The organism is Pseudomonas sp. FFPRI_1, assembly GCF_055384485.1.
Genome location: NZ_AP029168.1, coordinates 695998 through 715025, shown reverse-complemented (window position 1 = coordinate 715025; position 19028 = coordinate 695998). Strand labels below are relative to the sequence as shown.

Annotated in this window: 17 protein-coding genes; 10 read left to right on the top strand and 7 right to left on the bottom strand. The window is 62.9% G+C overall.

Annotated features, from left to right (window positions below; genetic code table 11):
* Window positions 1–36 precede the first annotated feature (36 nt).
* Window positions 37–477, top strand: a complete 441-nt coding sequence (locus ACZ5BO_RS03200) for a YkgJ family cysteine cluster protein (RefSeq protein WP_025130243.1) — start codon at window positions 37–39, stop codon at window positions 475–477.
* A gap of 248 nt (window positions 478–725) precedes the next feature.
* Here ACZ5BO_RS03200 and typA read toward each other — a convergent pair whose 3' ends face one another.
* Together typA and thiI are read right to left on the bottom strand one after the other, a co-directional pair.
* Window positions 726–2546, bottom strand: coding sequence for a translational GTPase TypA (gene typA / locus ACZ5BO_RS03195; protein WP_025130242.1), 1821 nt, complete (start codon window positions 2544–2546; stop codon window positions 726–728).
* A gap of 139 nt (window positions 2547–2685) precedes the next feature.
* Window positions 2686–4140, bottom strand: a complete 1455-nt coding sequence (gene thiI, locus ACZ5BO_RS03190; RefSeq protein ID WP_025130241.1) for a tRNA uracil 4-sulfurtransferase ThiI — start codon at window positions 4138–4140, stop codon at window positions 2686–2688.
* Window positions 4141–4471: 331 nt separating this feature from the next.
* Between thiI and glnA the strand changes: the two genes are divergently transcribed.
* The 3 genes from glnA to ACZ5BO_RS03175 all read left to right on the top strand — a co-directional run bounded on the left by glnA (window position 4472) and on the right by ACZ5BO_RS03175 (window position 7193).
* Entirely contained in the window at window positions 4472–5878 is a 1407-nt protein-coding gene (gene glnA / locus ACZ5BO_RS03185) for a glutamate--ammonia ligase (protein ID WP_025130240.1), read from the top strand.
* A gap of 170 nt (window positions 5879–6048) precedes the next feature.
* Window positions 6049–6609, top strand: coding sequence for a chorismate mutase (locus ACZ5BO_RS03180; protein WP_025130239.1), 561 nt, complete (start codon window positions 6049–6051; stop codon window positions 6607–6609).
* A gap of 77 nt (window positions 6610–6686) precedes the next feature.
* On the top strand, window positions 6687–7193 hold the full coding sequence (locus tag ACZ5BO_RS03175; protein WP_464698212.1) for a DUF4124 domain-containing protein: 507 nt from the start codon (window positions 6687–6689) through the stop codon (window positions 7191–7193).
* Window positions 7194–7206: 13 nt separating this feature from the next.
* Here the strand turns inward: ACZ5BO_RS03175 and ACZ5BO_RS03170 are convergent, their stop codons facing one another.
* Window positions 7207–8394 (bottom strand): CaiB/BaiF CoA transferase family protein, encoded by a 1188-nt coding sequence (locus tag ACZ5BO_RS03170; RefSeq protein ID WP_464698210.1) that lies wholly within the window; start codon window positions 8392–8394, stop codon window positions 7207–7209.
* A 32-nt stretch (window positions 8395–8426) separates the two neighbouring features.
* Window positions 8427–10148 carry an acyl-CoA dehydrogenase family protein gene (locus ACZ5BO_RS03165; RefSeq protein WP_025130236.1) on the bottom strand — a complete coding sequence of 574 codons (1722 nt, stop codon included), beginning with the start codon at window positions 10146–10148 and terminating at the stop codon, window positions 8427–8429.
* Between the two features lie 111 nt (window positions 10149–10259).
* Here ACZ5BO_RS03165 and ACZ5BO_RS03160 point away from each other — a divergent pair, with 111 nt between their 5' ends.
* Both ACZ5BO_RS03160 and ACZ5BO_RS03155 read left to right on the top strand, forming a co-directional pair.
* Window positions 10260–11159: a LysR family transcriptional regulator gene (locus ACZ5BO_RS03160; protein ID WP_025130235.1), complete on the top strand. Its 900-nt coding sequence runs from the start codon at window positions 10260–10262 to the stop codon at window positions 11157–11159.
* 155 nt (window positions 11160–11314) lie between these two features.
* Window positions 11315–12739, top strand: coding sequence for an MFS transporter (locus tag ACZ5BO_RS03155; protein WP_464698207.1), 1425 nt, complete (start codon window positions 11315–11317; stop codon window positions 12737–12739).
* Here the strand turns inward: ACZ5BO_RS03155 and ACZ5BO_RS03150 are convergent.
* Complete coding sequence (locus ACZ5BO_RS03150) at window positions 12722–13816, bottom strand: bifunctional transcriptional activator/DNA repair enzyme AdaA (RefSeq protein ID WP_464698205.1); 1095 nt, start codon at window positions 13814–13816, stop codon at window positions 12722–12724. The genes ACZ5BO_RS03155 and ACZ5BO_RS03150 overlap by 18 nt on opposite strands.
* A 147-nt stretch (window positions 13817–13963) precedes the next feature.
* On the opposite strand from ACZ5BO_RS03150, the gene ACZ5BO_RS03145 reads away from it, so the two are divergent.
* Genes ACZ5BO_RS03145 through ntrC form a run of 3 tightly spaced genes read left to right on the top strand, consistent with a single transcriptional unit; the run spans window position 13964 to window position 16706 of the window.
* Window positions 13964–14191, top strand: a complete 228-nt coding sequence (locus ACZ5BO_RS03145; protein ID WP_464698203.1) for a hypothetical protein — start codon at window positions 13964–13966, stop codon at window positions 14189–14191.
* Window positions 14188–15273, top strand: a complete 1086-nt coding sequence (gene glnL / locus ACZ5BO_RS03140; RefSeq protein WP_025130232.1) for a nitrogen regulation protein NR(II) — start codon at window positions 14188–14190, stop codon at window positions 15271–15273. The genes ACZ5BO_RS03145 and glnL overlap by 4 nt, the downstream gene beginning before the upstream one ends.
* Complete coding sequence (gene ntrC, locus ACZ5BO_RS03135; RefSeq protein WP_025130231.1) at window positions 15270–16706, top strand: nitrogen regulation protein NR(I); 1437 nt, start codon at window positions 15270–15272, stop codon at window positions 16704–16706. Before glnL ends, ntrC begins: the two co-directional genes overlap by 4 nt.
* Window positions 16707–17545: 839 nt before the next feature.
* Here ntrC and ACZ5BO_RS03130 read toward each other — a convergent pair.
* Window positions 17546–17986 (bottom strand): hypothetical protein, encoded by a 441-nt coding sequence (locus ACZ5BO_RS03130; RefSeq protein ID WP_025130230.1) that lies wholly within the window; start codon window positions 17984–17986, stop codon window positions 17546–17548.
* Here ACZ5BO_RS03130 and ACZ5BO_RS03125 point away from each other — a divergent pair.
* Window positions 17985–18440 (top strand): tRNA (cytidine(34)-2'-O)-methyltransferase, encoded by a 456-nt coding sequence (locus ACZ5BO_RS03125; protein ID WP_025130229.1) that lies wholly within the window; start codon window positions 17985–17987, stop codon window positions 18438–18440. The two genes, ACZ5BO_RS03130 and ACZ5BO_RS03125, sit on opposite strands and share 2 nt — an antisense overlap.
* A 96-nt stretch (window positions 18441–18536) precedes the next feature.
* Here ACZ5BO_RS03125 and secB read toward each other — a convergent pair whose 3' ends face one another.
* Window positions 18537–19019: a protein-export chaperone SecB gene (gene secB, locus ACZ5BO_RS03120; protein ID WP_025128379.1), complete on the bottom strand. Its 483-nt coding sequence runs from the start codon at window positions 19017–19019 to the stop codon at window positions 18537–18539.
* Window positions 19020–19028: the final 9 nt, after the last annotated feature.

Genomic DNA, 19028 nt, shown 5'->3' with positions numbered 1-19028 from the left:
TCGCGCGCCCTGGAACATGCCGGAAAAACCACCTTGATGAAGTCCAACCTGATCGCCGCCGCGGAAATCGATCGTCTCGATACCTGGGCCAAATACTCTGCGCCCATGTGCGGTTCCTGCATGTCCAGCTGCTGCACCCTGCCGGTGGAAGTGAAGATCAAGGACCTGATCCGCATTGGCATCGTCGATGAATTCGAACGCGGCGAGCCGGCGAAGAACATCGCCAAGCGCCTGCAGAAGGAAGGCATCGTCGAGCGCTACAACCAGAAGTCGGAAATCTTCACCCTGCAGCGCATGAGCAACAACGACTGCCTGTATCTGGATCGTAAAAGCCGCCTGTGCACCATTTATGACAAGCGCCCGGACACCTGCCGCAACCACCCGAAGATCGGTCCGCGTCCGGGCTACTGCGCCTACAAGCCCAAGCCCCAGGTGCGTCCGACCAATACCAGCAGCCGGACCCTGGAACGCTTCTGAGCCTCCCCCCGTCGCTGCTGTAGCCGCCCCGAGGCTGCAACTGCGATCGGCTGCAATGCAGCCGCAAAACAGCCACCACGACCGTTCAGGTAGCACTCGCCGCCCGGGTTGGCGGCCGCTGCGCGAGCGGTCGCTGTATCGCAGGCTCGGCAGCGGCTACAACTGAGGCTTCGGCGTTTTCTCCGGGCGAAAAAAAACGCCCCCGACCGCAAGGCCGGGGGCGTTTTCATTCAGCCGGAACTAAAGACTCAGTTCTTGGCTTTCTTGGCAGCGCGGGTACGCTCGCCTTCGTCCAGGATCTTCTTGCGAAGACGGATGGACTTAGGAGTCACTTCACACAGCTCGTCGTCCTGGATGAATTCCAGAGCCTGTTCCAGGGTGAAGCGAACAGGTGGAACCAGGGCGATGGTTTCGTCTTTACCCGAAGCACGCATGTTGTCGAGCTTCTTGCCCTTGGTAGGGTTGACGCCCAGGTCGTTGTCACGGCTGTTCAGACCAACGATCTGACCGTTGTAGATTTCCTGGCCGTGCTCGACGAACAGCTTGCCGCGCGCCTGCAGGGTTTCCAGGGAGTAAGTCAGGGCCTTGCCGGTTTCTACCGATACCAGTACGCCGTTCTGACGGCCGGACATGTGGCCGGACTTCATTGGAGCGTAACGATCGAAGATCGAGGTCAGGATGCCTGCACCGTTGGTCAGGGTCAGGAACTGGTTACGGAAACCGATCAGACCACGAGCCGGGATGTTGTATTCCAGGCGTACACGGCCCTTGCCATCCGGAACCATGTTGCTCAGGTCGCCCTTACGCAGGCCCATTTCTTCCATGACCTTGCCCTGGGATTCCTCAGGGATGTCGATGGTGACGTTTTCGAAGGGTTCCTGCTTCACGCCGTCAACTTCACGGATGATCACTTCAGGACGGCCAACGCCCATCTCGAAGCCTTCGCGACGCATGGTTTCGATCAGTACCGACAGGTGCAGCTCACCACGGCCGGAAACCTTGAACTTGTCAGCCGAGTCGCCTTCTTCAACGCGCAGAGCAACGTTGTACAGCAGCTCCTTGTCCAGACGCTCCTTGATGTTACGGCTGGTCACGAACTTGCCTTCTTTACCGCAGAATGGCGAGTCGTTGACCTGGAAGGTCATGGAAACGGTTGGCTCGTCAACGCTCAGTGGCTTCATCGCTTCGACAACAGTCGGGTCGCACAGAGTGTCGGAGATGAACAGCTCGTCGAAACCGCTGATGCAGACGATGTCGCCGGCAGCTGCTTCTTCAACGTCTACACGGTGCAGACCGTGGTGACCCATCAGCTTGAGGATACGACCGTTGCGGCGCTTGCCGTTGACGTCGATGGCCACCACCGGGGTGTTCGGCTTGACGCGACCGCGAGCGATACGGCCAACGCCGATCACACCCAGGAAGCTGTTGTAGTCCAGAGCGGAAACCTGCATCTGGAACGGACCGTCACGGTCAACGCTTGGCGCTGGCACGTTGTCGACGATCGACTGGTACAGCGGGGTCATGTCTTCGGCCATTTCGGTGTGGTCCAGACCGGCAATGCCGTTCAGGGCCGAGGCGTAGACGACTTTGAAGTCCAGCTGTTCTTCGGTAGCGCCGAGGTTGTCGAACAGGTCGAAGATCTGGTCCAGAACCCAGTCAGGACGCGCGCCCGGACGGTCAACCTTGTTGATCACCACGATTGGACGCAGGCCGGCTTCGAAAGCCTTCTTGGTCACGAAACGGGTTTGCGGCATAGGGCCGTCTTGAGCGTCGACCAGCAGCAGCACGGAGTCGACCATGGACATTACGCGCTCAACTTCGCCGCCGAAGTCGGCGTGGCCCGGGGTGTCCACGATGTTGATGTGGTAGCCGTTCCAGTTGATGGCGGTGTTTTTCGCCAGAATGGTAATGCCGCGCTCTTTTTCCTGGTCGTTGGAGTCCATCACGCGCTCGTCGTTGAGCTCGTTGCGCTCCAGGGTGCCGGATTGACGCAGGAGTTTGTCTACCAGGGTGGTTTTACCGTGGTCAACGTGGGCGATGATGGCGATGTTGCGTAGATTTTCGATCACTTGTGTATCTCGATCAGAGGATTCGGTGTGCTGACAAGTTATGGCAGCGATTAACAATAGAGTCAGGCTTTGCCGTTACAGCTTTACGGCGGCGTCGGGGGGACGGTGACGCAAGCCACAGGCAAACATCCCCGGGCACTTAGCTCGGTCTATAAACGCGCACATTGGCATGTCCCTCACTGAGCAGATGGTGAGCATGCAGGCGACTCATGACGCCTTTGTCGCAATACAGCAGGTACTGGCGCGTAGGGTCCAGTTCCTTGAAGCGGGCGTTCAATGCATAGAACGGCAGCGCTTTTACTTCGATGCCAGCCAAGTCCAGCGGGTCATCTTCCTCGGCATCCGGATGACGGATGTCGATGACGATCTGACCGGCCAGCGCTTCACTGACTTCTTCAATCTGCACATCCTGGCCCAACTCATCGATCACCCGATCGATCGGCACCAGTTTGGCCCGCTCGATCGCACGCTCGAGCACGGCCATGTCGAATTCTTTCTCTTCATGCTCGACGCGATGGCGCTTGGCATGGGTCTTGGGGTTCACCGAGATGACCCCGCAGTACTCCGGCATGTGCTTGGCGAAGTCGGCGGTGCCGATCTCCACGGCCAGGTCGATGATGTCCTGCTTGTGGCTGGCGATCAGCGGACGCAGCACCAGCTTGTCGGTCACGCAATCGATCACCGAGAGGTTCGGCAAGGTCTGGCTGGACACCTGGGAAATCGCCTCGCCGGTGACCAACGCGTCGATGTGCAGGCGGTCGGCGATGCTCGACGCGGCACGCAACATCATACGCTTCAAAATGACGCCCATATGACTGTTGTCGACTTTGCCGAGGATTTCCCCGAGCACTTCCTCGAACGGCACGCTGACGAACAGCACGCGCTGGGAGCTGCCGTACTTCTTCCAGATATAGTGCGCGACTTCCATCACGCCCAGTTCATGGGCACGCCCGCCCAGGTTGAAGAAGCAGAAATGCCCCATCAGGCCGCGGCGCATGATCTGGTAGGCCGCCACCGTGGAATCGAAACCGCCGGACATCAGCACCAGGGTCTGTTCCAGGGCGCCCAGCGGGTAGCCGCCGATGCCATTGTGCTGGCTGTGGATCACGAACAACCGTTGGTCGCGAATTTCCATCCGCACTTCAACTTCCGGCGCTTTCAGGGAAATTCCGGCGGCGCCGCACTGCCGACGCAGTTGGCTGCCGACGTATTTTTCCACGTCCATGGAGCTGAATTCATGCTTGCCGGCACGCTTGCAGCGCACGGCAAAAACCTTCCCCGCCAGGGACTCGCCAAAGTGCTGGTGGCACTTGGCAACGATGTCGTCGAAGTCGCCCAGAGGGTACTCGTCGACCTGCAGGAAATGCGCGATGCCGGGCATGCAGCCCAGGCGCTCGGTCATGTCCTTCAGGGCCTTGGGCTCGCTGACGGCGGTTTCCAGCTCGAGGTTGTCCCATACACCATTGACCACCACGGCCGGGTCCAGGTCGCGGAGCACGGCACGGATGTTCTTCGCCAACTGACGGATGAAACGCGTCCGAACCGGGCGGCTCTTGATGGTGATTTCCGGGAAAACTTTAACGATTAGTTTCATGAAAACAGCGCGCGCTGGGCCAGCCGAAAAAGGGGGGCGCGGATTATAGCGGAAATTGCTCAAGGTTTAACCAGTTAATGTGCAGAAGGTTTTCGATGCACCAAAACGGGTCATTTATTGGCAAAGACGCTACATTGCAGTGCGCCAGATGCCGGCATTTGACCGAATCCGCCGTATAAAGCGTGATTTTGGGGCAGAAAACCCATCTCGGGGCACTGGCATGCAATTTGCTCCCTTGTGAGGCAGGTTGCCATGGCAGAGTATTCGCGCCGGCATCACCCACATTCTAAGGGCACTCCAACACCAAGCCCGAAGCCACCCGGAGGACACTATGTCGAAGTCGGTTCAACTCATCAAAGATCATGACGTCAAATGGATTGATCTGCGCTTCACTGACACCAAGGGCACTCAACATCACGTGACCATGCCGGCTCGTGATGCGCTGGATGAAGACTTCTTCGAAGCGGGCAAGATGTTCGACGGCTCCTCCATCGCTGGCTGGAAAGGCATCGAAGCCTCCGACATGATCCTGATGCCGGACGACAGCACTGCCGTACTGGACCCCTTCACCGAAGAACCGACCCTGATCCTGGTCTGCGACATCATCGAACCTTCGAGCATGCAGGGTTATGACCGCGACCCACGGGCCATCGCCAAGCGCGCCGAAGAGCACCTGAAGGCCACCGGTATCGGCGACACCGTATTCGCCGGTCCAGAGCCAGAGTTCTTCATCTTCGACCAGGTGAAATTCAAGTCCGACATCTCCGGTTCGATGTTCAAGATCTACTCCGAGCAAGGTTCGTGGATGTCCGACCAGGACATCGAAGGCGGTAACAAGGGCCACCGTCCTGGCGTCAAGGGCGGCTACTTCCCGGTTCCACCGTTCGACCACGACCACGAAATCCGTACCTCCATGTGCAACGCACTGGAAGAAATGGGCCTGACCGTCGAAGTTCACCACCACGAAGTGGCGACTGCCGGCCAGAACGAAATCGGCGTCAAGTTCAACACCCTGGTGAAGAAAGCCGACGAAACCCAGACCCTGAAGTACGTGGTGCACAACGTGGCCGATGCCTACGGCCGCACCGCCACTTTCATGCCCAAGCCTCTGTACGGCGACAACGGCTCGGGCATGCACGTGCACATGTCCATCTGGAAAGACGGCAAGAACACCTTCGCGGGTGAAGGCTATGCCGGCCTGTCCGATACCGCCCTGTACTTCATCGGCGGCATCATCAAGCACGGTAAGGCCCTGAACGGCTTCACCAACCCGGCGACCAACTCCTACAAGCGTCTGGTGCCAGGCTTCGAAGCCCCGGTCATGCTGGCCTACTCGGCGCGCAACCGTTCCGCTTCGATCCGCATTCCTTACGTGTCGAGCCCCAAGGCCCGCCGTATCGAAGCGCGTTTCCCGGACCCGGCTGCCAACCCGTACCTGGCCTTCGCTGCCCTGCTGATGGCCGGCCTGGACGGTATCCAGAACAAGATCCACCCTGGCGACGCTGCTGACAAAAACCTGTACGACCTGCCGCCTGAAGAGGCCAAAGAGATCCCACAAGTTTGCGGCAGCCTGAAGGAAGCCCTGGAAGAGCTGGACAAAGGTCGCGCGTTCCTGACCAAAGGCGGCGTTTTCAGCGACGACTTCATCGACGCCTACATCGCCCTGAAAAGCGAAGAAGAAATCAAGGTCCGTACCTTCGTACACCCACTGGAATACGAGCTGTACTACAGCTGCTGATCCGGTAGCGCCTGCGCGAGCGGCGTGATGAAAAAGCCTCCTTCGGGAGGCTTTTTTTATGCCTGCAAAATAGCCGGAGTCTTGGCTGGCGAGGGATGCAGGTTTGACCGGTGCAGGGCGGTTGCGTGCATCATGGGCGCCACTTCATTGAACAATAGCCGAGCCTCCCCATGCCCTCACGCCTCACGCTGTACCTGGCACTGACCTGCAGTCTGTTCGCCACCGCCACCGCCGCCCGTGCCGCCGACGCCCCGACCGCCCTCGCCCCGCTGCTGGCCAGCATTGGCGAGCGCCTGGACATTGCCGATCAGGTGGCCCTGAGCAAATGGGACAGTCACAAGGCCGTGGAAGACCGCCCGCGGGAACAGCAGGTGATCGCCGGGGCCGCGAGCCAGGCCGCCACCTATCACTTGGGCCAGGAGGTGGTGGAGCCATTCTTCGCGGCCCAGATCGAAGCCAACAAACTGGTGCAGTACGCCAGGCTTTCCACCTGGCACCTGCAGGGCAAGGCGCCGGATACGCCACGGGCGGACCTGGTCGGGCAGATTCGTCCGCAACTCGATCGGTTACAAAAGCGCCTGTTGCAGCAACTGGCCGATTTCAGCCCTCACCGTACCGACCCGCAATGCCCGCAATGGCTGGCCCAGGCCAACAAGACCAGCAGCACCGACCCACTGCGCCAACTGGCGATGATCCGCGCCACGGCCGAGTTATGTGTGTTCAAAGGTTAACCACGGCCACGCCAATGGGTGTGGCGCCCTATGCTGGAGCCTTTCCAGCGAAGGCCCGCGCGGCCGGGAGCACTGTCATGCGGGCCGCAGTCTTTTGCCTGCTGTGGATAACCACCCTGCCGGCCATCGCCCAGATCTATCAGTACACCGATGGGACGGGCCATCGCGCCTACAGCGACCAGCCGCCGAAGACCGGGCACCCGTCGATCGAGACGTCCGTGGTCAATCGCATGCCGAGCCCCACGCCGCTGCCCCGGGAAACAGCGCCAGCGCAAGCACCCACCCCCAGGCCCTACGCCCGGCTGCAGTTGAGCGGAGTGCCAGAGCACGCTGCGTTGCGGGCCAACAATGGCAGCTTCAGCGTGCAGGTGGAGTTGCAACCGGAGCTGCAGGCGTCCCACCGCCTGCGCCTGGTACTGGACGGCAAGCCCTATGGCCTCGCCACGCCTGGGCCAAGCCTGCCATTGGTGAACCTCGACCGGGGCGAGCATCGCCTGGCAGTCCAGGTGCTCGACGGCCAGCAGCAAGTCTTGCAGCAGAGTCCGGACCTCACCTTCACCCTGCTGCGAGCCCGCCGGCCCTGATCCTGCGCCGGCCTCAACCCCGTACCACACCGCTGGCCAGCAGAGCGGCGATGGTCGGCTCATCCAGCCCCAGCCCCTCCAGCACCGCACGGGTATGCTGCCCCAGGGTCGGCGGGGCACTGCGGTAGCTGGCCGGGGTACGCGAGAGCTTCACCGGAGAGCCAATGCCCCGGTAGTCGTCGATCTCCACCAGCAGCCCGCGGTGCCGGGTGTGGGGATGAGCCACGACCTGATCGACGGTGGCAATCGAACCGCAAGGCACCCCAAGGCCGATCAACCGCTGGGCCAGTGAGGGACCATCATGGGCTTGCAGGTGCCGTTCCAGCTGGTGCTTCAAGGCCTCGCGATTGACCGAGCGCTGGCCGTTGTTGGCGAAGCGCGGATCATCCAGCAACTCGCAGGCTCCCAGCTCCTGGCACAGGCGGGTGAACTGGCGGTCGTTGCCGACGGCGAGAAAGATCGGCTCGCCAGCTGTGCGATAGCTGTCGTACGGAGCAATGTTGGGATGGGCGTTGCCGGTGCGCCGCGGGGTCTTGCCGGCGGCGAAATAGTTCGGCAAATGCGGGTGCAGCAACGAAACGCCACAGTCGTACAGGGAAATGTCCAGGGACTGGCCCAGGCCGCTGCGCTGACGTTCGTTGAGCGCCAGGAGAATCCCCGCCAGGGCATTCAGGCCGGTGACCATGTCGACGATCGGCAGGCCGATGCGCAACGGCCCACCCTCGTCCTCGCCGTTGACGCTCATCAATCCGGCCATGGCCTGGATCACCGCGTCATAGCCGGGCAAGCCGCCCAGGGGGCCATCCTCCCCAAAGCCGGAAACCGCGCAGTGGATCAACGCCGGAAAACGCTGGCTCAGCACTTCGGCATAACCGATGCCCCAGCGTCGCAGGGTGCCGGGCTTGAAGTTCTCGATCAGCACGTCGGCCCCTTCGAGCAGTTGCATCAGCAACTCCAGGCCTTCGGGGCGGGACAGGTCGACGGCAATTCCCTGCTTGTTGCGGTTGACGCCGCGATAGTACGAAGCGTCGGCGCCTTCGAAAGGTGGCCCCCAGCCCCGGGTTTCGTCGCCGCTCAGGGGCTCCAGCTTGATCACTTCGGCGCCATGGTCGGCCAGGGCCTGGGAACAGTAGGGACCACCGAGCACACGGCTGAGGTCGATGACTTTCAGGCCCGTCAGGGCCCCTTGGGCAAGCGTCATGAAAGTACTCCGGTGAGTTGCACAAAGGTCATTCAGGCCGGCAGCAGGCGCATGGCTTCGGCTTGGGACAGCGGGCTCTCGGTGGCCAGGCGCGCCAGCAGCTCGGCGTCGATCGGCGCATCCAGATTCAAGGGGTCACGGGGCAGGACCTTGTGCACCAGCACCAGGTGCGCCAGGGCCAGGCGCCGATAGTCCGGCGCCTGGCGCGTTGCTTCCCAGGCCATGAAAATCGCACTGGCCAGGTGGTACAGGACACTGCCGGCCTGGCGCACCTGCTCGTCCCGGCGTTGTTGCGCCACGTTGTGAAAGCAGGTCACGCTGCGCAGCAGGGCCGAGTCGAACAGCACGCGGCTGGCCTGGGGCAAATCGGCTTCGGCGAGCAACCCGGCCAGATACCCCTGCAGCGGTTCCAATGCCTGCTCGCGCGTCACCGCCCGGGCAATGTCCAGGGCGACGATATTGCTGGTGCCTTCCCAGATCGACCCCAGATGGGCATCACGCACCAGACGGGCATCGCTCCACTCTTCGATGTAGCCGACGCCGCCCCGAACCTCCATGGCATCGCCGGTCACTCGGCGGGCATCCCGGCAGGCGCGGAACTTGATCAACGGGGTGAGGATGCGCACGCACTTGCGCGCCGTCTCGTCACCGCCATCGGCCCGTGGCAGCAGGGTGGCGATCTGCATGAACATCGAGCGCGCCTGTTCGGTGGGCAGCATCATCTTCAGCAGTTGCCGCTGCATCAGCGGCATCTCGATCAGGTGCTTGCCGAACGCCTTGCGCTGGCGAGCGATGAACAGGGCCTCGTTGAGGCCGCGCCGCATCAGCCCCGCCGCACGCACGCCGTTGGACAGTCGCGACATGTTGATCATGTCGGCCATTTGCTGAAAGCCGCGGCCCACCTCGCCAATCAAATAGGCGCTGGCGCCTTCCAGGGTGATTTCGCCACTGGCCATGGAGCGGCTGCCCAGCTTGTCCTTCAGGCGCTGGATCCGGTAGTGGTTGCGCGAGCCGTCCGCCAGCACCTTCGGCAGCAGGAACAGGCTGACCCCGGCCATGCCCGCGGGCGCATCTTGCGGCCGCGCCAGGACCATGGCCAGGTCGGCATCCGGGTTGGAGCAGAACCACTTCTCGCCAAACAGGCGCCACTGGCCGTCTTCCAGCCGGGCACAGGTTTCGGTACGCGAGACATCGGAGCCGGCAGCCTGTTCGGTCATGAACATCGCCCCCTGGAACAACTGCTCGAAATCCTGGGACTGCAAGGATGGCAAGTAACGCGCCACCAGTTCCGGCGTACCGAACTTGCACAGGGTCCGGGTCAGCGAGTCGGTCATGCTCACCGGGCAGCACAAGCCGAACTCGGCCTGGACGAACAGGTAGGTCAGGGCGTACTTGATCAACGGCGGCGGGCCACCGGGCCGATGGCTCATGGCGGCCAGGCCCAGCTCGGCGTAGGCCACCCGTTCCAGGGCGACGTAGTCCGGGTGTTTGGCAATGCTCTGCAGGTTCTCGCCACGGCGGGTGCGCGGCTGCAGCACCGGCGGGTGCTTGTCCGCGGACAGGGCCAGTACATCGAGTTCTGCGCCGGCCCGGGCGCCCAGGCGCTGCAGGCTGGGCAGCCATTGCTGATAGACCGAGGGCGGCAGGTAAACCTTGAGCAACGCGGCCAGGCCGGCATCGCACTGGAAAAGGTTGATGCCCCGGCTGTCGGGGATGTTCAGGCTGTCTTCAATGGGGCGGGGCTCGGCGGTCATGGCGCGTCTCCTGATTTTTGTAGGCCGAGACTAGAGCCGCCATCGATAAGTATCTAATACAAAATTCATCAACTACGATAAGAAAACAATATCGTAGAAACCGGGATCGCCATGGACCTCAAACAACTGCGCTACTTCGTCGCGGTGGCCGAAGAGCTGCACTTCGGGCGTGCCGCCAGCCGCCTGTGCATCTCGCAACCGGCACTGAGCTTCGACATCAAGAAACTCGAAGGGCAGCTGGATATCCAGTTGCTCAACCGCAACAACAAGTCCGTGAGCCTGACCAATGCCGGCCAGGTGTTGCTGGAGGAGGCGCGCTACCTGTTGCTGCGGGCCGAGCAGGCACGACGCCTGACCCAGCGCTCGGCCGAGGGTTTTGCCGGACGCCTGAGCCTGGGCTTCGTCAACTCGATCCTGCACCGCGGGCTGCCCCAGGCGGTCAAGGCCTTCGAACGCGACCACCCGGACACCGAGATCGTATTGATGGAAATGAACAGCGCCGACCAGGCCCAGGCCCTGCAGCGCGGCCAGATCGATCTCGGCTTCGTGCATGGCGGCACCTTTGCCGCCGGCATTCACAGCGAAACGCTGCTGGCCGAACCCTTTCTGTGCTGCCTGCCCCTGGGGCACCGACTGGCCCAGGTGTCGCGCATCGACCTGGCACAACTGGCCAACGACGACTTCATCCTGTTTCCCCGGGAAGTCTCGCCGCACTATCACGACCTGATCATCGCCCGCTGCGTGGCGGCCGGTTTCAGCCCGCGCATCCGTCACGAAACCCGGCTCTGGCAAACCGTGGTGGCAATGGTCACCCATGAGATGGGGGTGGCGCTGGTGCCCCAGACCCTGGCGATGATCGGCCAGCCGGGGGTGCGCTACTGCGAGATCGAAGGCCCGGGCGCGCCTTCGCAGATCCTGGCGATTCGCCTGGAGGCCAAGCCATCGGCCGCCGCCGAGAATTTCCTCGGCACGCTCAAGTCCCTGCTGCCACCCGTAACCACGGGGCCTTGAGCCTCGCCTGGCGATACGAAATCACGTATCAAACCATAAGATTTAATCATTATATTTTTCGATTCCCGCCTGTATAGGCTGCCAGCGGTCGGACCGTGCATGAGGTCCATGCGCCCGCCGCCGGTGCCTATAAAAATAACAAGCAGGAGTTGAACATGACCGCCGCCCTGGAAGCTGCCGCCCACAAGAAAGCCCGCAAGGCGGGCGTTGCCTCGTTCATCGGCACCACCATCGAGTGGTACGACTTCTACGCCTACGGGATCGCCGCCGCCCTGGTGTTCGGCAAGGTGTTCTTCCCCGCCGACCTGCCCCCGGGCACCGCCACCCTGCTGTCTTTCCTGACCTTGTGGGCCGGCTTCATCGCCCGCCCCATCGGCGGCATCATCTTCGGCCACATGGGCGACAAGATCGGCCGCAAGACCACCCTGGTGATCACCCTGATCATGATGGGCGTGGCCACCACCTGCATCGGCCTGCTGCCCGGCTACCTGCAGATCGGCATCTGGGCGCCGATCGCCCTGGTGACACTGCGAATCATCCAGGGCATCGCCGTGGGTGGCGAATGGGGCGGGGCAATCCTGATCGCCAGCGAAAGCGCGCCCAAGGGCAAGGGCATCCTCTATGCCGCCTTCGCCCAGCAAGGCTCTCCGGCCGGCAACCTGCTGGCGACCCTGGTGTTCTTCGGCCTCAGCGCCCTGCCAGCGCCGGACTTCCTGCTCTGGGGCTGGCGCATTCCGTTCCTGCTCTCGGCGGTGCTGGTGATCGTCGGCATGATCATCCGCCTCAAGCTCGAGGAGTCCGATGACATGAAGCGCCTGATCGAGCAGAAAAAGACCGTCAAACTGCCGATTCTCGAAGTCCTGCGCAGCCACTGGCGCATCGTGCTGCTGGGCGCCGGGGTGCTGCCGATCATCCATGTCACCTACTTCAAGAGCACCTTCGCCCTGTCCTGGGCCACCAAGGAGCTGGGCTACAGCCAGGGCAGCTTCCTCAGCGTGATCGTCATCGCCCTGGTGGTGCAGTTCATCACCCAGCCTCTGGGCGCAGTACTGGTATCGCGAATCGACATGCGCAAGGCGATGGTGCTGATGGTGGTGCCAGAGTTGCTGCTGATGCCGATGATGTTCTTCGCCGTGGAGACCGGCACCTACTGGATTGCCGTGCTCGGCATGTGCCTGGCCACGGTGCCGCACTCGATGTTCTACGGGGCGGTGGGCGGCATCCTGGCCCGGGCCTTCCCGACCCGGGTGCGCTACAGCGGGCTGTCGATCTCCTACCAGCTGTGCTCACTGCTGGTGGGGGGCGCCACCCCGGTGCTGGCCCAGAGCATCCTCAACAGCACCGGCAGCATCGTCGGCGTGGCCATCGCCTCGGCCTGCTACACCCTGGTCTCGCTGGTGTGCATGCTGTTGCTGCTCAAGCGTATCGGCCACAACGCCTCCGAGCTGTCCACAGCGGAGCAGGCGGATGCCGATGAGCTGGCCCGGCAGGCCGGGCAGGTGCCCCCTCAGCTCGCTGCCGACGCCCCGGCGGAACCGGCCGCAGGCACTTGCCTGAACCAGCTACAAGCCGCTCGCTGACTCTCCCCGGGAAAGGCGCATCCGGCGCTCGTGCTCCAGCAGCCAGCGCTTGCGCCACAGGCCACCGCCATAGCCGGTGAGGGAGCCGTCGCTGCCAATCACCCGGTGGCAGGCCACCACGATGGCGATCGGGTTGGCCCCATTGGCCCGGGCCACTGCACGTATCGCCGAGGGCGAGCCGATCCGGCTCGCCACCTCGGCATAACTGCAGGTGCTGCCCAGGGGGATCGCCCGCAATGCCTGCCAGACCGTGCGGGTGAAAGGCGAGGCGTTCATCGCCAGGGGCGTCGTGAAGTCCCCGGACTCCCCGGCAAAGTAGCGCTGCAATTGCGCCTCGATCTGATCGATGGGGGCAAAGCGTCCGAAGCCGATGCTCGAACCGCTGTTTTTCTGCAGGCTCTGCAACTCGGCGGCCAGGGCCGGACGATCGAAGAACTCCAGCAGATGCAAAACCTGGGCGTCGGCCACCGCCAGCATCACACCGATCGGGGTCTGAAGCCAATCCACCTTGAGCAGCTCGCGCCCCCGCAGGTTTGATGGCGGCTGGCCGGCAAGGCGCGCGAAGGCCCGGCGAAAGCCGCTGTCGGAATCAAAGCCGGCACTGAGCTGCGCCTCGATCACCGGCTCCCCCGAAGCCAACTGCTGCATGCCCTGGCCCATGCGGCGCAGACGGGCCATTTCCAGGAAGGTCACCCCGAAGTAACGCTTGAACGCCCGCCGCACGGTGGAGGGGTCCAGCCCCAGGCGGATCAGGTCGCCCTCGTACCAACGGCGCTCGGCGTCATGCTCCAGGGCGTCGAGCAGGGTCTTGACCCAGGGCTCCTGGGCCCCGGCCCGCTCCAGGGGGCGACAGCGCAGGCAAGCACGGAAACCCGCTTCGAGGCAGCCCTTGATGGAGCTGAAAAACACACTGTTCTGACGCTTGGGCTTGCGTGCCGCACAGGTCAGGCGGCAGAACACACCGGTGCTTTTCACCCCGACGTAGGCAAAGCCCTCATAGGCCGGATCACGCTCCAGCAGCGCCTGGTACAGCGTGTCATCGTCGGGAAGCTGGAACAGCAAAGTGGCGTTTTCCATGGCTCCATCCTGAATCCTGAAACATCGAGTCCGAACACTCTAAACCCGCTCCCCGTCAGCCACCGCTGAAAAACGGGCGTTGATTCCGCTGCTGCTGCGCACCCGGCGAGCACCTTGGGGAATCATGCACTATATTGGTGCAACACCATGCACCCCGGAACCATTGCCAGCCCATTTTGGTTCGAAAATACCCTCCAGAGCTGGCAAAGCGCCACGCAATTGGGCTTGAAACGCCTGTTTCAAGGCTCGAACGCTTCTTTTCGGAGCCTTGGTTTGGTTTTTGCATTTTCTCCACATCAGCGCTTAACCCGTGCGCGCATTTCGGGGCCGGCCCTGAATCGTCTTGCTTCAAAAGAGGTCAACGTCTACCCATGACCATCAGCGATCCACTGCACCGTCTGCTTCTGGACAACCTGACCACCGCCACCATCCTGCTCAACGCCGACCTGCGCCTTGAGTACATGAACCCGGCGGCGGAAATGCTCCTGGCCATCAGTGGCCAACGCAGCCATGGGCAATTCATCAGCGAACTGTTCACCGAATCGGCCGAAGCCCTGAGCTCCCTGCGCCAGGCCGTGGAACAGGCGCACCCCTTCACCAAGCGCGAGGCGATGCTCACCGCCCTGACCGGCCAGACCCTGACCGTCGACTATGCGGTGACGCCAATCCTCAGCAATGGCGCCACCTTGCTGCTGTTGGAAGTGCACCCCCGAGACCGCCTGCTGCGGATCACCAAGGAGGAGGCCCAGCTGTCCAAGCAGGAAACCAGCAAGATGCTGGTGCGCGGCCTGGCCCACGAGATCAAGAATCCCCTGGGCGGGATTCGCGGCGCCGCGCAACTGCTGGCCCGGGAACTGCCCGAGGAAAGCCTCAAGGACTACACCAACGTCATCATCGAAGAGGCCGACCGCCTGCGCAATCTGGTGGATCGCATGCTCGGCTCGAACAAGCTGCCGTCCCTGGCGCTGACCAACATCCATGAAGTGCTGGAGCGGGTCAGCAGCCTGGTGGAGGCCGAAAGCCAGGGCTGCATCACCCTGGTCCGGGACTACGACCCGAGCATTCCCGACGTACTGATCGACCGCGAGCAGATGATCCAGGCGGTGCTCAACATCGTGCGCAACGCGATGCAGGCCATCAGCAGCCAGAATGGACTGCGCCTGGGGCGCATCACCCTGCGCAGCCGCACCATGCGCCAGTTCACCATCGGCCATGTGCGCCATCGCCTGGTGACCAAGATCGAGATCATCGACAACGGCCCGGGGATACCCGCCGAGCTGCAGGACACGCTCTTCTTCCCCATGGTCAGCGGCCGTCCGGACGGTACCGGGCTGGGCCTGGCCATTACCCAGAACATCATCAGCCAGCACCAGGGCCTGATCGAATGTGACAGCCATCCCGGCCACACCACCTTCTCGATCTTTCTGCCACTGGAACAAGGAGCCCCATCGACATGAGCCGTAGTGAAACCGTGTGGATCGTCGATGACGACCGTTCTATCCGCTGGGTCCTGGAAAAAGCCCTGCAGCAGGAAGGCATGACCACCCAGAGCTTCGACAGTGCCGACGGGGTGATGAGCCGCCTGGCCCGCCAGGCTCCCGACGTGATCATTTCCGACATTCGCATGCCCGGGGCGAGCGGCCTCGACCTGCTGGCGCGGATTCGCGAACAGCACCCGCGCCTGCCGGTGATCATCATGACCGCCCACTCCGACCTGGACAGTGCCGTCGCCTCCTACCAGGGCGGCGCCTTCGAGTACCTGCCCAAGCCGTTCGATGTCGATGAGGCGGTGTCCCTGGTCAAGCGCGCCAACCAGCACGCCCAGGAACAACAAGGCCTGGAGGTCGCCCCGCCCCTGACCCGCACCCCGGAGATCATCGGCGAAGCGCCGGCGATGCAGGAGGTGTTTCGAGCCATCGGTCGTCTCAGCCATTCCAACATCACGGTGTTGATCAACGGCGAGTCCGGTACCGGCAAGGAGCTGGTGGCCCACGCCCTGCACCGCCACAGCCCGCGGGCGGCCTCGCCGTTCATCGCCCTGAACATGGCGGCGATCCCCAAGGACCTGATGGAGTCCGAGCTGTTCGGCCATGAGAAAGGCGCCTTCACCGGCGCCGCCAACCTGCGCCGCGGACGCTTCGAACAGGCCGACGGCGGCACCCTGTTCCTCGACGAGATCGGCGACATGCCGGCGGAAACCCAGACCCGCCTGCTGCGCGTCCTGGCCGATGGCGAGTTCTACCGGGTCGGCGGGCATACGCCGGTCAAGGTCGATGTGCGCATCATCGCCGCGACCCACCAGAACCTGGAAACCCTGGTGCACGCCGGCAAGTTCCGTGAGGACCTGTTCCACCGCCTCAACGTGATCCGTATCCATATCCCGCGCCTCTCAGACCGTCGCGAAGACATCCCGACCCTGGCCCGACACTTCCTCAGCCGCGCCGCCCAGGAACTGGCGGTGGAACCCAAGCTGCTGAAGAACGAAACCGAGGAATACCTGAAGAACCTGCCGTGGCCCGGCAACGTGCGCCAGCTGGAAAACACCTGCCGCTGGATCACCGTGATGGCCTCGGGGCGCGAAGTGCACATCAGCGACCTGCCGCCGGAGCTGCTGAGCCTGCCCCAGGATTCGGCCCCCGTGACCAACTGGGAACAGGCGTTGCGCCAATGGGCCGACCAGGCCCTGGCCCGGGGCCAATCGAACCTTCTGGACAGCGCCGTGCCGAGTTTCGAACGGATCATGATCGAGACTGCCCTCAAGCACACTGCCGGTCGCCGGCGCGATGCAGCGGTCCTGCTGGGCTGGGGGCGCAATACCCTGACCCGCAAGATCAAGGAACTGGGAATGAAGGTCGATGGTGGCGACGAGGATGAGGGAGAAGAAGGCTGAAGCCCTCCCCCCTGCGTAGGAGCTGGCTTGCCAGCGAAGAGGCCCTTGCCCCTTGCAACGCGCTGACAAGCGCTTTCGCCGGCAAGCCGGCTCCTACAACAAGGTCCAGCGTGCACCAGGATGGGTTGCATGCACTGCCAGAAGGCGCAACGCAGCGCAATCGGGCACAAGCAAAACCTGGGCTCCACATCTGAAAACCCCTCCTTCGAAAACGCAAAAGCCCCGGAATACGGGGCTTTGTGCTGTTTATCCAGGCAGTTGAACCCGCCCCCGGCAAAATTGGCACGGCCCCTGCAATAACCCTCTCGCTACCCAGTTTCGGGGACCTTGGTACAGGCAGGCCGGGGACTCCCCGCTTTAATACCGGGTTCGGCACGCACCGTGGGCCGAGCCCAGCGTTTCGGGAACCTCAGTACAGGCAGGCTGGGGATTCCCTCTTTAACACCCGGCCCATCCCGCTCAGAGCGACGGGCCACGCTTTCGGGAACCTCGGTACAGGCAGGCCGGGGATTCCCTCTTTAACACCGGGCTCAGCACGCACCGTGCAACGAGCCCAGCGTTTCGGGAACCTCAGTACAGGCAGGCTGGGGATTCCCTCTTTAACACCCGGCCCATCCCGCCCACAGCGACGGGCCACGCTTTCGGGAACCTCGGTACAGGCAGGCCGGGGATTCCCTCTTTAACACCGGGCTCTGCACGCGCCGTGCAACGAGCCCAGCGTTTCGGGAACCTCAGTACAGGCAGGCTGGGGATTCCCTCTTTAACACCCGGCCCATCCCGCCCACAGCGAAGGGCTAGGCTTTCGGGAACCCGGTACAGGCAGGCCGGGGATTCCCTCTTTATTCCTCCCGCAGGTGGATCGTCAGGCGCCAGCGCCCATCGACCTCATCCCCGCCCCAATCACCGCGCAACGGCCGGGCCGCCACCAGGTTCAGCAACAGGCCCTGGTCCGCCAGGCGGATTCGCCAGTTCACCTGCTTCCGATTGACCTGCAACTGGCCGTTTTGCCGATGCCCCTGGGCATCGATCAGCAACGCTACGGCGCCATCGACATGTTCACCGTGAAGTTTGGGCTCGTGGTTGAACCACAACACCAGGCCATCGGGGGCGACTTCAACCTGCTGCAACTCGACGGGATCGGGCTGGGTCAGGCGACCGATCATCAGGCCCACCATCATCCCGGCGATCGCCAGGGAGCCGAACACCCGCAGCATTAGCTTCGGCCGCGAGTACGCTTCAGGCGTAGAATGCAGCCTGTCTTTCTCTTCGGAGCCGTGCATGTTTCACGTCATCCTCTTTCAACCAGAAATTCCGCCGAATACCGGCAACGTTATCAGGCTGTGCGCCAACAGCGGCTGCCACCTGCATTTGATCGAGCCGCTGGGTTTCGAAATGGACGACAAGCGCCTGCGCCGCGCCGGCCTCGACTACCACGAATACGCCACCCTGCAGCGTCACACCGACCTTGCCAGCTGCCTGGAAAGCCTCGGCCACCCTCGCCTGTTCGCCTTCACCACCAAGGGCTCGCGGCCCTTCCACGACGCCAGCTTCAAGGAAGGCGACGCCTTCCTGTTCGGCCCGGAAAGCCGCGGCCTGCCTGCTGAGGTCCTGGAGGCCCTGCCGGGCGAACAGCGCCTGCGCCTGCCGATGCGCGAAGGCTGTCGCAGCCTCAACCTGTCCAACACCGTGGCCGTGGCGGTCTATGAAGGCTGGCGGCAACTGGGGTTCAAGTAGGGCCTGGCGTTCGCGGGCAAGCCCGCTCCTGCAGGTTTCGCCCGTGCATGAAAAAAGCGCCATTACAGGCGCTTTTTTCATGCACGGGCGACGCTCTTATTGAACGGTGTTCTCGCCGGCGGACTGCATGCGCTGCAGTTCCTGGGCGTACAGCGCGTCGAAGTTCACCGGAGCCAGCATCAGGGCCGGGAACGAACCACGGGTCACCAGGCTGTCCAGGGCTTCGCGAGCGTAAGGGAACAGGATGTTCGGGCAGAAGGCACCCAGGGTGTGGCTCATGGAAGCCTCGTCCAGGTTCTTGATCAGGAAGATACCGGCCTGTTGCACTTCAGCGATGAAGGCCACTTCGTCGCCGTTCTTCACGGTCACGGACAGGGTCAGCACCACTTCGTGGAAGTCGGCTTCCAGAGCCTTCTGACGGGTGTTCAGGTCCAGGCCGACGCTTGGCTCCCACTGCTGACGGAAGATCGCCGGGCTTTTCGGCGCTTCGAAGGACAGGTCACGCACATAGATGCGCTGCAGGGAGAATTGCGGTGCGGTTTCGTCTTCGGCAGCTGCAGTGTTCTGTTGCTCAGTCATCTCAGATCC